This is a genomic window from Ohtaekwangia sp. (genome assembly GCF_036786105.1).
Lineage (GTDB): Bacteria > Bacteroidota > Bacteroidia > Cytophagales > Cyclobacteriaceae > Ohtaekwangia.
This window is the reverse complement of the sequence record NZ_DAIQRQ010000087.1, coordinates 1-15,367: the sequence shown is the minus strand read 5'-3', so window position 1 is coordinate 15,367 and position 15,367 is coordinate 1. Positions and strand designations below refer to the sequence as shown.

The 15,367-nt window shown below is 44.9% G+C and carries 13 protein-coding genes and 1 pseudogene; 10 read left to right on the top strand and 4 right to left on the bottom strand.

Annotated features, from left to right (window positions below; all coding sequences use genetic code 11):
* Window positions 1-527, top strand: a 527-nt coding sequence (locus tag V7Q33_RS21790) for an FAD-dependent oxidoreductase (protein WP_333821256.1), incomplete at its 5' end; no start/stop codon positions are given.
* A 91-nt stretch (window positions 528-618) separates the two neighbouring features.
* On the opposite strand, the gene V7Q33_RS21785 is transcribed toward V7Q33_RS21790, so the two are convergent.
* Complete coding sequence (locus tag V7Q33_RS21785) at window positions 619-1,194, bottom strand: helix-turn-helix domain-containing protein (protein WP_333821255.1); 576 nt, start codon at window positions 1,192-1,194, stop codon at window positions 619-621.
* Window positions 1,195-1,531: 337 nt separating this feature from the next.
* On the opposite strand from V7Q33_RS21785, the gene V7Q33_RS21780 reads away from it, so the two are divergent.
* From V7Q33_RS21780 to V7Q33_RS21760, 5 genes are all read left to right on the top strand, one after another.
* Window positions 1,532-4,861, top strand: coding sequence for a SusC/RagA family TonB-linked outer membrane protein (locus tag V7Q33_RS21780; protein ID WP_333821254.1), 3,330 nt, complete (start codon window positions 1,532-1,534; stop codon window positions 4,859-4,861).
* Between the two features lie 12 nt (window positions 4,862-4,873).
* Window positions 4,874-6,478, top strand: a complete 1,605-nt coding sequence (locus V7Q33_RS21775; RefSeq protein WP_333821253.1) for a SusD/RagB family nutrient-binding outer membrane lipoprotein — start codon at window positions 4,874-4,876, stop codon at window positions 6,476-6,478.
* Between the two features lie 87 nt (window positions 6,479-6,565).
* Window positions 6,566-7,525, top strand: coding sequence for a metallophosphoesterase family protein (locus tag V7Q33_RS21770; RefSeq protein WP_333821252.1), 960 nt, complete (start codon window positions 6,566-6,568; stop codon window positions 7,523-7,525).
* Between the two features lie 219 nt (window positions 7,526-7,744).
* Entirely contained in the window at window positions 7,745-8,857 is a 1,113-nt protein-coding gene (locus tag V7Q33_RS21765) for an alkaline phosphatase family protein (RefSeq protein ID WP_333821251.1), read from the top strand.
* 79 nt (window positions 8,858-8,936) lie between these two features.
* Complete coding sequence (locus V7Q33_RS21760) at window positions 8,937-9,821, top strand: patatin-like phospholipase family protein (RefSeq protein ID WP_331977822.1); 885 nt, start codon at window positions 8,937-8,939, stop codon at window positions 9,819-9,821.
* A 19-nt stretch (window positions 9,822-9,840) separates the two neighbouring features.
* On the opposite strand, the gene V7Q33_RS21755 is transcribed toward V7Q33_RS21760, so the two are convergent.
* Entirely contained in the window at window positions 9,841-10,470 is a 630-nt protein-coding gene (locus V7Q33_RS21755) for a hypothetical protein (protein ID WP_333821250.1), read from the bottom strand.
* Between the two features lie 194 nt (window positions 10,471-10,664).
* Entirely contained in the window at window positions 10,665-11,564 is a 900-nt protein-coding gene (locus tag V7Q33_RS21750; protein WP_333821249.1) for a cyclase family protein, read from the bottom strand.
* Window positions 11,565-11,788: 224 nt separating this feature from the next.
* Between V7Q33_RS21750 and typA the strand changes: the two genes are divergently transcribed.
* The 4 genes from typA to V7Q33_RS21730 all read left to right on the top strand — a co-directional run bounded on the left by typA (window position 11,789) and on the right by V7Q33_RS21730 (window position 15,189).
* Complete coding sequence (gene typA / locus V7Q33_RS21745; RefSeq protein WP_331979078.1) at window positions 11,789-13,600, top strand: translational GTPase TypA; 1,812 nt, start codon at window positions 11,789-11,791, stop codon at window positions 13,598-13,600.
* 3 nt (window positions 13,601-13,603) lie between these two features.
* On the top strand, window positions 13,604-14,449 hold the full coding sequence (locus V7Q33_RS21740; RefSeq protein WP_331979080.1) for a tetratricopeptide repeat protein: 846 nt from the start codon (window positions 13,604-13,606) through the stop codon (window positions 14,447-14,449).
* 97 nt (window positions 14,450-14,546) lie between these two features.
* Window positions 14,547-14,837, top strand: coding sequence for a hypothetical protein (locus V7Q33_RS21735; RefSeq protein WP_333821248.1), 291 nt, complete (start codon window positions 14,547-14,549; stop codon window positions 14,835-14,837).
* Entirely contained in the window at window positions 14,824-15,189 is a 366-nt protein-coding gene (locus V7Q33_RS21730; protein WP_333821247.1) for a type II toxin-antitoxin system RelE/ParE family toxin, read from the top strand. The genes V7Q33_RS21735 and V7Q33_RS21730 overlap by 14 nt, the downstream gene beginning before the upstream one ends.
* 95 nt (window positions 15,190-15,284) lie before the next feature.
* On the opposite strand, the pseudogene V7Q33_RS23490 reads toward V7Q33_RS21730, so the two are convergent.
* A pseudogene (locus V7Q33_RS23490) lies at window positions 15,285-15,367 on the bottom strand (methylmalonyl-CoA mutase family protein); the annotation flags it as partial.

Genomic DNA, 15,367 nt, shown 5'->3' with positions numbered 1-15,367 from the left:
ATTTTGAAACGCTATACCCGGAGGTATACGATCAGCACCCGGTAAGTAAATGCAAGCTCCACATGATGAAGGCCGTAACAGAAAAACCCGTGCATATAGGCCCTACGCTGTGTGCCGGGCTTACACTAAGACATTATGCCGCCTTCGGCAAATGCCCTTCGCTGAAATTGCTCGACGAGCGCTACGATAAACAGTCAGAAGATTTTAAGAAGCACGGTGTGCATGTGTTACTCGCACAGAACGAAGCGGGCGAACTTATCATTGGCGATTCTCATCATTACAGTCGTACCGTAGAGCCATTCGACCCGGAATTTATTAATGAAATTATACTCAACTATCTGCACGAGTTTGTAGACCTCGGCAACTATAAAATTACCGAACGCTGGCACGGCATCTATTCAAAGCTTCAGGGTAACATCAGCCTTGTGCTCGAACCTCAGCCCCATGTGACGATCGTAAACGGACTGGGCGGAGCCGGCATGTCGCTCAGCTTCGGTTTAGCAGAAGAGGTGATGGGGAAGTTGTGAGATTGGAGATTGTAAAATTGAAAGATTATAAAATTACAAGATTACTGAAGCAGACGAATTTTTTAATCTTACAATTTTCCAATTCCCTCTTTCACTTCGACAGGATAAAATAAATCACCAGCATCACTACCTTCTTGCGCGATTTGTTAACGGGTATATGGGGGATGGATGCATCAAAATATATAGAGTCGCCTTCTTCCAGTTGAATTACTTCGTTGTTGATCTGGTACTCGCAGCTTCCGCTGATTATATATTTAAACTCATAGCCATCGGTGGTGGTGGGTTTGCCTTTGGCTCCCGGTTCAAGCGTTAGCAGTACAGCATCCATGCTGCAGTTGGTGATGTTCTGCGATAGTATAAATTCATAATGAAATCCGGTGCGGCCTTCACGCTCCATGGGCATGTATTGATCTTTCTTAATCAGCAAGTAATCTTTGCCATTGCTGAGCACCATATCCTGAAAGAAATCCTTGAGCGATATATCCAGCGATTGAATAATGGTAACAAATACAGGTAAAGACGGAATGGTGCGTGAGTTCTCTACTTTTGAAAGCAGCCCTTTACTTACGTTAGAGCGGGAGGCAAGCTCTTGTATCGTCAGATTTTTTTCGAGTCGCGTAGCTTTGATCTTCTGTGCTATACGTGATACAACTTCATTGTCGACCATAGGGATTGTTTACTGATTGTAAACATAGAAAAATGTTGTGCACGGATAAACCCGGTTGCAATCCTGTTATTACGCATTAAATGAATGTTACGCTCCGAAACGGTTTCAATTCATTGTATTGCAAGTTTCTTATTTGTCAATCTCCATTTCGTTAATAGAAGTTTCATTTTTTATGCGAAAGTTTAATTCACACGTAATGTTCGTCTAAACGCTACTTTAATTGTATTAACAACCTTTGACGTGAATTTGAAGCAAGACTATAGCAGCTTGTGCACAAGCTGTATATAGTATGCCCGCTTTGAATGAAGAGACACAACCCTAACCCATTAAATTATTTATGAACGAATCTCTACAGCAGCGTGTACGTTCTTTAGGAACACGATCCAGACGATCGCTGCTCACCGTGGCAGCCTGGATCCTGGCCGTTTGTGCTTACGCACAAACTTCTGTTACCGGTCGCGTTACGTCCGGTGAAGATGCATCCCCGCTTCCGGGAGTAAATATACTCGTGAAGGGAACAGCCATCGGAACCATTACCGATGCAGATGGCCGCTATTCTATCTCTGTTCCCACAGCCGATGCAACCCTGGTTTTCTCCTTTGTAGGCTATATATCGCAGGAAGTTGCGCTGGCCGGAAGAACTTCTGCAGATATAGTATTGGCCAGCGATGCTACACAATTATCCGAAGTGGTTGTTACTGCCCTGGGTGTTGAAAAGGATGTTGCCAAACTTGGTTACTCGCAACAGAAAGTTAACGGCAGTGAGCTTGTAAAAGCACGCGAACCAAACGCTATGAACTCGCTGGTGGGTAAGGTAGCAGGACTTACGGTAGGTGCTTCTTCTGAAATGCTCGGTCGGCCGCAGTTGGTGTTGCGCGGTGAGACAAACCTGCTCATCGTTGTAGATGGTGTCCCCGTTGTATCAGATACCTGGAACATCAGCCCTGACGATATTGAAAGTTATACTGTATTGAAAGGCCCTGCTGCTGCTGCGTTGTATGGTTCGCGCGGACAGAACGGTGCCATTATGATCACCACCAAGAAAGGTACAAGCGATAAACGCGGCTTTGCGATCGACTTCAATTCGAGTACAATGGTCGATAAAGGCTTCCTTACTATACCGAAAGTACAGAATGAATACGGACCCGGTGAGTATAACACCTATCGCTTTGGTGATGACGATTTCGGCCAGAAGAACGGATATAACCAAAACGATTATGATGTATGGGGCCCCAAGTTCAACGGACAGTTAATTTCTCAATATGATAGTCCGTTCGATCCGGCAACAGGTGTTCGCGCTGCTACACCGTGGGTGGCGCGTGGTAAAGATAACCTGCAACGTTTTTTGCGCGCGGGTATTCTCTCTACAAATAATATAGCGATTGCCAGCAGCACCGATAAGTATGATATACGTGCATCTGTATCGCACACCTATCAGCGCGGTATTGTGCCGAATACAGACTTGAACATCGATAACTTCAATGTTTCTACCGGCTATAATTTCAGCAAGAGGCTGCGCATTGAGTCAAACATCAACTATAATCGCCAGTATACCGATAATATACCCGATGTGAATTATGGTCCGAACAGCTTGATCTATAACATCGATGTGTGGGCCGGCGCTGACTGGGATATCAACGCTCTGAAGAATTACTGGCAGCCCGGTAAAGAAGGTGTACAGCAACGTAACTTCGAGTATATCCGCTATAACAACCCTTGGTTTGTAGCACACGAGTGGTTGCGTGGCCACCACAAAACCGATATATATGGTTATGTAGCCTTGAAGTATGATCTTACGGATTGGCTGAAAGCTTCGATACGTACACAGATTACCAGTTGGGATCTCACCCGAACAGAGAAATTCCCATTCTCAGCTTCTGCCTACGGGCGTGATCAAAAGCAGGGAGACTATCGCGAAGATAAACGCGCGCTGTTTGAAAATAACACAGACGTTCTCCTGAACTTCAACAAAGACATTACACCGAGCTTCAACGTGTCGGGTCTTGTGGGAGGAAATCTTCGTACCTATAATTTCAATTCTTCCTATATCACAACCGATTATCTGAATGTTCCCGGAGTATATAACTTTGCTAACTCGAAGAATCCGGTAAAGGCGTATAACTATACTGCACCGATGCAGGTAGGAAGTGGCTACTATTCACTGGATCTTTCGTATGGTCACTATGTAACCGTATCAACAACCGGTCGTTATGATAAATTCTCCAACCTGCCCAGCGGCTATAATTCCGGTTTCTATCCTTCTTTTGGTTTGAGCACGGTAATCAGCGACTATGTAAATCTGCCCGAAGTATTTTCATTCCTGAAGTTCAGAACATCGTATGCCAATGTGAAGAACACCAACACACAGACTACCATCGGACCAGCATGGATGGCCAGTGGGTTGAGCAATCCATTGGGATATGGCGATACCTATCAATCAGCGTATGACGGACCGATTATTGTAGAGCCGCTATACTATAACACCGGCAGACCTTACAACAACGTTCCGGCAGTATATATCAACAGCATTGTAGGATCAAAGACGTTGAAAGTAAGCTCCAACTCTTCTTACGAACTGGGTATGGATCTCAAGATGCTGGAGAACAGAATCGGGGTGGGTGTAACGTACTTCGATGCCATCAAAGGGCCTGGTATAGCAACGGATCCCTGGAGCTCTGCTTCCGGATACCTGGGAGGTCTGGTGAACGCAGTAAAAACAGAGAAGAAGGGTTGGGAGGTTGCGTTGAACGCTACGCCTCTTAAACTGGACAACGGTTTTACCTGGAATGTAGCCGCGAACTGGTCTACCTATGTAGAGCGCTATAAGGAATTTTACAATGGCCTCAACCAGATAAACGGTGGTTATATAAATGCTGACTCTCGCATTACCTATAAAGTGGGTGATCGCGTAGACGGTAACTACGGCTATAAATTCTACCGCGACAAAGAAGGCAACATTATACACAAAGCCAACGGTGACCCTTACAAAGACAATCTGGTAGCACAGAAGCTGGGTAATTATAACCCTGACTGGGTTTGGTCTGTAGTAAATACAGTAAGCTATAAGAACTTCACGCTGAACTTCCAGTTCGATGGTCGTGTAGGTGGTGTTGGCCAGGACTATGTATATAAGAAATTGCTGCAAGGTGGCCGGGATATATCTACAGTACAAGGAGCTTATGGCGCAGCACGTCTTGCGGAATTCAACGCTAATCCAAACGACATCAAGTATAACGACAATCTGCAGCCGTTGCCAACCTACGTTGGGCAAGGTGTAGCGCTGGCAGCCGATTCTCCAGACCCGGATGTTGATCCTAACACCGGAAAGATCAAAAACCTCGATCAGCTGAAGCTCGTGCCGAACACAACAGCCTACTCACTACAAGACTATATCGGAACAGAAACTAAGTTTGATGAGCGTGTGCTGATCAGTAAAACGTTTACCAAGCTGCGCCAGGTAACGCTTACATACAATATTCCTGGCAGCATTATGCAACGCACTGCTTTCCGGGCAGCCAGTGTGTCATTCGTAGGCCGTAACCTGTTATACTTTGCCAAACGCAAGGATATTGACTGGGATTCTTTCATTGGAACCTATACTGCAGCGCAAGATCTGCGGTCTCCGACTCTGAGACGCTACGGTATAAACATCAACCTAACCTTTTAAAGAATAAAGTATATGAGTAGATATAGCAAACTGTTTTTCACAATGCTGGTAGTCGCTGTATGCGGATGCCAGAATTATGATGAATTGTCCAAGAACCAGAACGTGCTTACCAGTGCGCCTCCGTCACTCATTCTGCCGGGTGTTATAGAACACATGAACAATGAGAATGCGTGGAGTGGCAAGCAGGGTTCCATGAGTGCGGCACAGTTCTTTGTGAGCACATACGACTATTACGGAACCAACAATTACGATCAGGCACCTTTTACCAAAGGCACGGATAACTTCGAGTATACAGAGGTACTTCAAAATGTAGTGCAGATGGAGCTTGAAGCCAGGAAAGGTGCTTCTACCGATCTGAATCCATATTCGGCACTGGGCAAGTTTTTCAAAGCCTATTACTTCAACATCATGTCGCAGAAACTTGGTGATGTGCCGTTGTCGCAGGCATTGCAGGGTGCAAATGGTAAAACACCTGAGTACGACACACAGAAAAATGTATATATCCAGATACTGAAATGGCTGGATGAAGCAAACGCAGACCTGGCCAGTATCATTGCAACCGGCAACCCTAACTGTGTGGGTTCGTATTGCAAGAGTATAGCAGGCGATGAATTTATGGGCAACAGCCTGGCAGGCTGGCAGAAGATTGTAAATACGTTTACTCTTCGCGTATTGATCAGCCTGAGTAAAAAAGAGAACGATGCTGATCTGAAAATCAAAGATAAATTTGCAGCGATCATTGGTAATCCGGCAACCTATCCGGTAATGGAAAGTCTGGAAGATAACCTTCAATATAAGTACAACGCTTCGTATAACAACTATCCGAAAAACCCTACCAGTCAGGGCCGCGATGCACAGCGCGAGAATGTGGCGTCTGCATTCCTCAATGTTACAACAGCACTGAACGATCCGCGCACCTTTATAGCGGCAACACCGGCTCCGAATGAGATACAGGCTGGTAAATCATTTACAGATTATGCTGCGTATGTTGGGGCTCCTGCAGGATTGAGTATGAGCGATCTTGGCAATAACGCACAAGGCGGTAAATATTCATTTATCAACGCGCTTCGTTACTATGCTGATTTTGCCGGATCGAAAGCTGAGCCTGCTATCATTATCGGTTATCCTGAGCTTTGCTTCAATATAGCAGAAGGTTTAAACCGTGGCTGGGCTTCAGGCGATGCTGAAGACTGGTATGTAAAAGGTATAACTGCCTCGATGGAACACTTCGGTATAGTGGATGGAAGTGATATCACGGTAGGAAACAACTTGTCAACCGTGATCTATGGAACCGTAATGAATATATCAGTAACCGATTACCTCAATCAGAGCAGTGTGCAGTATAAAGACGGTGCCGATGGTCTTGAACAAATCCTGACACAGAAGTATATTGCTTTCTGGCAGAACTCTAACTGGGAAGCGTTCTTCAATCAACGCAGAACCGGTGTGCCTGCATTCTCTACCGGTGTAGGAAATGGTAACGGTAACAAGATCGCCGTTCGCTGGCAATATCCGGTAGCGGAAGCAGCCACTAATGCGAAGAATTACAATGCTGCTGTGCAACGACAGTTTAGCGGCAGTGACGACCTCGATGGTGTTCTTTGGATACTTCAATAGTTAGCCTATAGATACGAAATGGAAACACCCGGAGATTTTCTTCGGGTTGTTTTCTTTATATATAGTCAGATCAAACCCAAACAACCTATGTCAAATCGCAGAGAATTTTTAAAGAGAACTGCATTAGCAGGTGTAGTTACCAGTATTGTTCCCAACTGGCTTCATGCGAAGGCAGTGGATGTTCCGCTGAGTAAAAGTAAAAAACGCGCTTTGCGCATAGCGCATATCACGGATGTGCACATGCTCGATCAGACCAATGCAGAGAAATGTTTTGCCCGTGTGCTGCGCGAGATTAATGCGATGAAAGATAAACCCAATCTGATTATCAACACGGGTGACTCGGTAATGGATGAAAATCACCAGACATTGCAAACAGTAGAAACACGCTGGGCTGCGTGGAATAAAATTGCCAAAGCCGAGAACGCTCTTTCTATATATAGCGCACTTGGGAATCATGATGTATGGTATGGCCCGGATGAAACACTGGATGCTGAGTATAAAAAAGACAAGCGCTATGGAAAGCAGTGGGCTATACAGGAATTGAAGTTGCCCAATCGTTACTATGCCTTTGAAAAGAACGGTTGGAAGTTTATAGCACTCGATAGCATCAATGGCGAGAACGGTTATCAATTGGATGACGAACAGTTCGCCTGGCTGGAAAAGGAACTGTCGAAAAATTCTTCTATGCCAGTACTGGTATATAATCACGTTCCTATCCTGTCAATGGGTGCACTGCTATACTATACCAAACGCAAGCCGCTTGACGAAGTAACATTTCCGGCAGGCGATATGCACAATGATCACCAGCGTCTGAAAGACCTGTTCTTCAGAAATAAACAAGTGAAGCTTGCCTTGAGTGGCCACGTACATTATGTTGATGCCGTAGAATACCTCGGCGTAAAGTATTTCTGCAATGGAGCGGTGTCGGGCAACTGGTGGGGCAATCCGTTGGCATTGGATGAATTTGCCCCGGTATATGCCATCATCGATTTGTATGAAGACGGATCGTCTGATCACAGCCTGGTATATTACGATTCTAAAGTGTAGTCTTTGTGTAGACGAACAGCACGGGGTGATTTATGCACAAGGCTATGGGGTATGCGGGATTCGAAAGGGACTTGTGCCAGTTATTTTACCTTCGCTTCAAATGGACGTAACACTCAACGTAACAAAAAGATAAATCGCTTCATGCAGGCGTGATTATTATCTAATGGTAGAATAAAGTTATTCTCACCGTATCGTAATATGCGTTTTGCACCTTCGTACATGTTTAAAAGATTTCTTCTGCTTTGTCTGGTGATTTCTGGCTCCTGTGTTTTTGCGCAGGAGCGCCAGACGGAGAATGTGATCGTTGTTACGCTTGATGGTTTTCGTTGGCAGGAGGTGTTTACCGGGGCCGATTCATCGCTTATTCGCGATAAAGAGTATGTACATGATCAGAATGTACTTAATGCATTCTGGGATAGCTCGTCCGTTGTACGGAGACAAAAGTTGTTGCCGTTCTTCTGGAACGTCATTGGCACCGAAGGCCAGCTCTACGGTAACCGTAACGTTGGCAACCGGGTAAATTGTGCCAATCCCTACTGGTTCTCATATCCGGGCTATAGCGAGATGATGACAGGTTTTGTTGACAAGGGCATTCGCTCCAATGATAAAAAGGAAAATCCCAACAGTACAGTATTAGAGTATATTCATAAACAACCGGAATATACCGGCAAGGTAGCGGTGTTTTCTACCTGGAACGTAATCCCCTATATCGTTCGTGCCCAGGCCAGCGGTATTCCGGCCAATGCCGGCGAAGAGCATGCTAACGGTGATACACTCACCGACAGCGAGATGTTACTAAATGAATTACAACCCATTCTCAAAAATCATCATGGTGAACGATATGATGCGTTTACATTCTATTATGCTTTTGAATATCTGAAGCGCGAGCGACCACATGTGATGTTTATCAGCTTTGATGAAACGGATGAACACGGACATGGCGGCCGCTATGACGAATACCTGAAATCAGCACATCATACCGACCGCATGATCGGTTTGCTCTGGAACTGGCTGCAATCGCAGGATCAGTATAAAGGCAAGACCACGTTGCTCGTTACCACCGACCACGGTCGTGGACTGGCAGCGCGAAAAGGATGGAAGAACCACGGCCGTTTGATACCCGGTTCAAGCCAGATGTGGTTTGCTGTAATCGGGCCCGATACACCCGCGTTAGGTGAGATGAAAAATGAAGGCCAGTACTTTCAAAAGCAGGTAGCAAAAACGATCGCTGCATTCCTGGGTATGCAATATGAGAATACGGAGCCCGTAGGCCCGGTTGTAGAGAGCATGTTCGTTCCTGAATTACTCTCCGACAATCGCGCTATACATTAGGGCTAATTATTCCTCGAATCTCTGATTATTTCCGATATATCTTTGTTTGTATCTTTCGAAGAAGTTACGAAAGGTAAAGATGAAGAACGTTCGGCTGGTGCTTGGTAGTGGCGGTGCCCGGGGTATGGCACACATTGGTGTTATTGAAGAGCTTTTGAAAGAAGGGTATACCATTCGCGAAATAGCCGGTTGTTCGATGGGTGCGGTGGTGGGGGGTATATATTGTGCCGGCTATCTGCATGAATACAAGCGCTGGCTCATCAATCTCACCAAGCTCGATGTGTTCCGCCTGCTGGACTTCACGTTCTCAACGCATGGATTTGTAAAAGGCGAACGTGTATTCAAAGCCATAGAAGAATTTATAGGCGATCATCAGATTGAGCGTTTCCCTATACCTTTTACTGCTGTGGCTACGGATATGACCAGTCGTAAGGAAATACACTATAAAAGCGGAAGTTTGTTCAAAGCGCTGCGTGCTTCCATTGGTATACCTACAGTGTTTACGCCAGTGATCGATGGCCGTTTACAACTGGTAGATGGCGGTGTGCTGAATCCGTTACCCTTAAACGTAATTACACGCGAACCTGACGATCTGGTAGTAGCGGTAAATTTGAATGCAGCCGTGCCGACTCATCATAACAATCATCACCCGCCAACCGAGAATAAAGAGCAGGCGGCTTATCTGAAAATGCTGAATGCTTTTCGAACGCAGGTATTGAAGATGGATGTTCATCATGCAGAAGAGCAGGCTGAGCGTTTGGGATTTCTCGACTTGTTGAACCGCTCGTACGATCTGACGCTCGATCGACTAACAGAACTGACGATCGATATGCACAAGCCCAATATCGTGGTAAATATATCGCGCGATGCCTGCGGTATCTTTGAATTTTACCGCGCCAACGAAATTATAGAAGAGGGCAGAAAGGCCTTTCGTGAAGCATACCTGAAGCATAGACCTGCGTGACCTTCTGCAAAAAGAATTTTTAGAACGGGCTCTTCTCCAGTTTTACACCTTGTGGTAGAGCAAAGAATTTATCTTCCAGCGTCATCGGCTTTACTTCGGTAGCCATGCTTTCGAGTACAAACTGTGGTGTTTCAATGGTCATCTTCAGGGGCAACGCCTGTGCCCGCGAAAGATATTCGTAAAAGTTACCATACTTGAAGTTTGCAAAAAGCTTTGGATCAACTTTCAATTTGGTGTTAAAGTAATATTTCTGCATGCCCGATTTGCAAGTCAACGTTACTTCATCGCAGGTATAGCCTAACACATTGAGGACTCCTTTTTTTACTTCGGCTTTGATCACTTCATCCGGATTTACAGCGGCATCGATCCAGAGAAGTGATTCCGAGCTCGCCATTTTATTATATAGTTTATTGTCTTTTGGCACGTATACCTGCCATTGGAAAAATGTGCCGTTGGCATTGATCTTAAAGTGACTGCCTTTTATGAAATAATCCTGTTTGTCGCCCATCATCAGTGTAAACTGTTGGTCAGTAACGTTGGGCAATTTGCTTTTATACTGGTTCTGATAAACAATTTTTCCTTCAAACGGCTGGGCTATAGCTGCAGAGAGTGTAACGAGTAATGCAAAGAGAATGGTTAGTTTTTTCATTGCGATATAAAATTGAAATATAGTTTACGGATGGTGATGTGGTTTACGGTCTCGGTCGCAGGGCTTCCAGAAAGTGTTGTGCACCTAATCACTGCCCTCATCGCTCTGAAGATTTTTTTCGTCTTCAGCCGGATGGTGCTTTATGGCACGCATATCTTCGGGTGTCAGCATCATATATACTTTTGTCGAACATGCTATACCTTCGTATGCAGGCGCGCCATGGCACGAACCGGAAAGGTACCTGCACCTTTAAATTTAGGAGGAACCGCACTGAAAGTAAATCCATCCTCCGGCAGGAGCGACAAATTGCAGAGATGTTCTACGATCAGTATATCGGCACCCAGCAATGTTGTATGCGTGGGGCGACTTTTGGTACGTGTGTCGTCAATGTTATGTGAATCTATACCTACAAGTTTCACATGGCAATCGCGAAGATATTCGGCAGCTTCACGTGTCACGAACGGGTGATTCTCATAATACTTCTCCGTGTTCCAGTGCGCATCGCCCCAACCCGTGTGCAGCAATACAGCACGGTTGCGTATTTCGTAGTTCTTTACATGATCAACGGTGATTGCCATGGTATCTGCAAAGGGCACACGAATCACAATACCTTCAAGATCAGCGAAAGCTTCCAACGGTACTTCTGAAAGATCTTTACCATGTGCAAACCGGTGAAAAGGACAGTCGATATACGTGCCGGTGTTTGTTACCATTTCAATTTTGCCAATCTGAAATTCCGTTCCCTCTTCATATAATTTTCTCGAATCCTCACGGCTCAGATAATCGCAGATGATAGGAGCGGGTAAACCTTTATAAGTAACGAGACCATTCTCGATGGTATGACTTAAATCGATCAGCAGGCTTTTATCGCCAGTGCCATTGATCGGTTTTCGTTTATGATCTTCAGTGATGATCTTTTTGTTCAGAATCCTGGTTTCGCCCACCATCAGCAGGCGCATGTCGTTCACCAGGTAATCAGCAAGTTCCTTGTCAGTAATGTCATCTCCGGCTATATCGAGCCGAAAATCTTCTCCCTTTATTCCGCCACCGTTGGTAAAATAAATCTCGAAGTCGAATTTAACGCGTTTGGTCATGTGCATGGAGGTAAGATTAGATCAATAATAATAGTAAGCCCAATCGTAAACAACCGAATAATGTTTCACATAATGGATAATACCTTGTATGAACTGTGAGTAAATAAAGAACTTTCTGTAAACGATCTGTTAAAATTGAAACAGTTCGGATGAGGTATGGAGAGTGCCGCAAAAAGAACTATCTTTGCGCCTCAATTCAAGAAAAACGAGGAATTTGAGTATTTATGGACGTTAACAAGATCAGGAACATTGCGATTATTGCCCACGTAGACCACGGTAAAACCACTTTGGTGGACAAACTGCTCATGGCCGGTAAACTTTTTAAAGACCACGAGAACCCTGGCGAGCTTATCATGGACAGCAATGACCTGGAACGCGAACGTGGTATTACGATTCTGGCCAAAAACGTATCAGTACGTTACAAGGATTACAAGATCAACGTAATCGATACTCCTGGTCACAGCGACTTTGGTGGAGAAGTAGAACGCGTACTCAACATGGCCGATGGCTGCTTGTTGCTGGTAGATGCGTTTGAAGGCCCGATGCCACAAACCCGTTTCGTATTGCAAAAAGCGTTGCAACTGGGCCTCAAGCCTATAGTTGTTATCAATAAAGTAGATAAGAAAAACTGTACACCAGACGAAGTGCATGAGCAGGTATTCGAGCTCATGTTCCAACTCGATGCCAACGAAAATCAGCTGGACTTCCCGGCCTTCTATGGTTCGGCAAAACAAGGCTGGATGAGCACCGACTGGAAAACTCCTACCGATAGCATTACACCACTCCTCGATGGTATTATAGAATATATACCAGCTCCGAAAGTTGAGGAAGGTGCTACACAAATGCTGATCACTTCTCTTGAATATTCTTCATACATTGGTCGCGTGGCGATTGGTCGTGTGCACCGCGGATCGATCAAGACCGGTCAGCCAATCGCGCTGATCAAGCGCGATACCAAAGCCATTGTGAAGTCACGCATCAAAGACCTGTATGTATTCGAAGGTTTTGAAAAACAGAAAGTAGAAGAAGTAAAGGCTGGTGAAATTTGTGCACTGGTTGGTTTGGAAGGTTTTGAGATTGGCGATACAGTTGCCGATCCTGAAAAACCGGAAGCAATGAAGGCGATCACCATCGATGAGCCTACCATGAGCATGCTCTTTACCATTAACAACTCACCATTCTATGGTAAGGAAGGTAAATTTGTAACATCACGACACATCAAGGAAAGACTTGATAAAGAGTTGGAGAAGAACCTCGCGCTTCGCGTGGGCGATACCGGTTCTGCCGATTCATTCATGGTGTTTGGTCGAGGCGTACTGCACTTGTCTGTATTGATCGAGACCATGCGCAGAGAAGGATATGAACTGCAGATCGGGCAGCCACAGGTAATCTTCAAAGAGATTGATGGTGTGAAGTCTGAGCCTGTAGAAGAATTGACAATCGACCTTCCGGAAACGGATGCCGGTAAAGCAATTGAAACAGTATCGCAACGCAAAGGCGAGATGTCGAATATGGAGCCGAAAGGCGACCGCATGATTCTGAAGTTTACAATTCCTTCACGCGGTATCATCGGTTTGCGTAACTATTTGTTGAACGTAACAGCAGGTGAGGCGATTGTTACCCACCGCTTCAAAGAATATCAACCCTATAAAGGTGAGATACCCGGACGTATCAACGGTTCGCTGATTGTAATGGAGCAAGGCGAAGCAATTGCCTATAGCTTGAACAACCTGCAGGATCGCGGTAAATTCTTTATCGATCCAGGAGAGCCTGTATACGAAGGTCAGGTAATTGGCGAACACAGCCGCAGCGGTGACCTCGTGATTAACGTTACAAAAACCAAGAAGCTCACCAACATGCGTGCTTCCGGTGCTGACGAGAAAATGCGTATTGCACCTCCGGTGAAATTCTCATTGGAAGAAGCATTGGAATATATACAGTCAGATGAATATGTAGAAGTGACACCTAAGTCTATTCGTTTACGTAAAATCTATTTGAATGAGAACGATCGTAAACGCTTTGGGAAACAGTCATAACAAATGAGTAATAAAATATCCAGGCTCATCACCATGCTTTTGGTGATGAGTTCTTTTTTTGTAGCTGCCCAGAATCAGTCCAGCGAAGCCTTGGCATTGGAAACCTACGCAGATACACTGGTCGCCCGTGAAGATTTTGCCGGTGCCATCAAGATATACGATAAACTTATCGATAAATCAAGGCTCAAAACAGAAGAAGACTATCGCGTGCTTTATAAGCGTGCGTATGCTTACTTTGGAGCGAAGAACTTTCAGAAATCGTTGCAGGATGTAAATCAATATATAGCGAAGATTCAGGATCCACAGGCGAAGTTATTGAGGATATATATTAACCGACAGCTGGGAGATGACGCTGCACAGCTTACCGACCTGAATGAGTTTTTAAAAGAGAACCCGGATAATCCCGAGTTGCTGCGCTGGCGCGCCTCTGTTTACATGGATGCAGAGAACTATAAGCTTGCACAGAAAGATATACGGGCATTACTGGCGCAGCAGCCCAGCCCGGAAGTAGAAGCTTACCTGGGATTAACATATTACTATCAGAACAATCCCGACAGCGCGCTGATGGTATTTGATCACGTTATAGCACAGCAGCCATCGTTTATACAATCGTATCTCTATGCGGGCTCTATGTGCCTGGAGCAGGAAGCTTATCCGCTGGCGCTGGAGTATATCAATAAAGGTTTGAAGCAGGATCCATCCAACGCCACGTTATTGTTCTATAAAGGCGCAGCATTAGTGGAAGTTGACAAAACAGACGAAGGTTGCCGCTGCCTGCGCAAAGCCTTCGAAGCCGGCATGGATGAAGCGGCTGACTATCTGAAAGAATATTGCTACGGAGTGCATTAGAATTTATCACCGCAGATCAAGCGGATTTAACGCTGATGCATTTAAATCCGCGCACATCTGCGCGATCTGCGGGAAATAATTCGCTATATTTGACTACATGAGACAGGTGATTCAAGTTAGAGGAGTGAGTATAAAAGCAAGTCCGGCAAAAGATAAGAGTGGCCGGGAAGGATTCTTTATAGCCAAATCTGAGTTGACAAAAAGTAAAGCAAAAGATGTTATTGTGATAAAAACCGTTAGAGCAAAAAAAACAACTTCCAAAAAAACGACCCCAACTAAACGAGTAGCCCAAAAACAGATTCGTCCTGAAGTACAAGATTTACTGACTGAAATGAAAGACTATAAGGATGGAAAGTTAAAACTCCGTTCTTTAGATGACGTTGTCTAAATCTTTTGAAATCCTGATGTTCCCCACTTTTGAACGGGAACTCTCCAAAATCATTTCTTCTTATCCTCAATTTCGGCAGGATATAAGCCAACTGAAAGAATCGCTCAAAAAGAATCCTGAGCAAGGGAAACATTTGGGCGGAGGTATATATAAGATCCGAATAGAAATCAGCGGAAAGCCAGCAGGTAAACGTTATGGTGCAAGAGTGATTATCGCTGTGTTCACAAGCGATCGCGAAGTACTGCTGCTCAAAATATACGATAAGAGCGATACAAAAGATTTAACTCCCAGCGAGTTGACGGCTATCCGTAAAATGGTTGGTGAAATAAGAAAGCAACGGAAGAAGCGCTAGAATAGAATGAATTTGTTCCCACAGAACTCAAAGAATAACACAGATTTTTTTAATGCCTTCTTCTGCGTTTATCTGTGAGTTCTGTGGGAGACATTTTACATATTCCTTCTATACTGCCCGCCTACTTCGAAGAGGGCTTTTGTTATTTGTCCGAGGGAGCATACTTTGGTTGCTTCCA

Bases quoted from the DNA above. Each gene is read 5' to 3' on its own strand.
- V7Q33_RS21755 (WP_333821250.1), bottom strand. From the start codon at position 10,470: ATGAAAAAACTAACCATTCTCTTTGCATTACTCGTTACACTCTCTGCA.
- typA (WP_331979078.1), top strand. From the start codon at position 11,789: ATGGACGTTAACAAGATCAGGAACATTGCGATTATTGCCCACGTAGAC.
- V7Q33_RS21740 (WP_331979080.1), top strand. From the start codon at position 13,604: ATGAGTAATAAAATATCCAGGCTCATCACCATGCTTTTGGTGATGAGT.
- V7Q33_RS21735 (WP_333821248.1), top strand. From the start codon at position 14,547: ATGAGACAGGTGATTCAAGTTAGAGGAGTGAGTATAAAAGCAAGTCCG.
- V7Q33_RS21760 (WP_331977822.1), top strand. From the start codon at position 8,937: ATGAAGAACGTTCGGCTGGTGCTTGGTAGTGGCGGTGCCCGGGGTATG.
- V7Q33_RS21750 (WP_333821249.1), bottom strand. From the start codon at position 11,564: ATGACCAAACGCGTTAAATTCGACTTCGAGATTTATTTTACCAACGGT.
- V7Q33_RS21780 (WP_333821254.1), top strand. From the start codon at position 1,532: ATGAACGAATCTCTACAGCAGCGTGTACGTTCTTTAGGAACACGATCC.
- V7Q33_RS21765 (WP_333821251.1), top strand. From the start codon at position 7,745: ATGTTTAAAAGATTTCTTCTGCTTTGTCTGGTGATTTCTGGCTCCTGT.
- V7Q33_RS21775 (WP_333821253.1), top strand. From the start codon at position 4,874: ATGAGTAGATATAGCAAACTGTTTTTCACAATGCTGGTAGTCGCTGTA.
- V7Q33_RS21730 (WP_333821247.1), top strand. From the start codon at position 14,824: ATGACGTTGTCTAAATCTTTTGAAATCCTGATGTTCCCCACTTTTGAA.
- V7Q33_RS21770 (WP_333821252.1), top strand. From the start codon at position 6,566: ATGTCAAATCGCAGAGAATTTTTAAAGAGAACTGCATTAGCAGGTGTA.
- V7Q33_RS21785 (WP_333821255.1), bottom strand. From the start codon at position 1,194: ATGGTCGACAATGAAGTTGTATCACGTATAGCACAGAAGATCAAAGCT.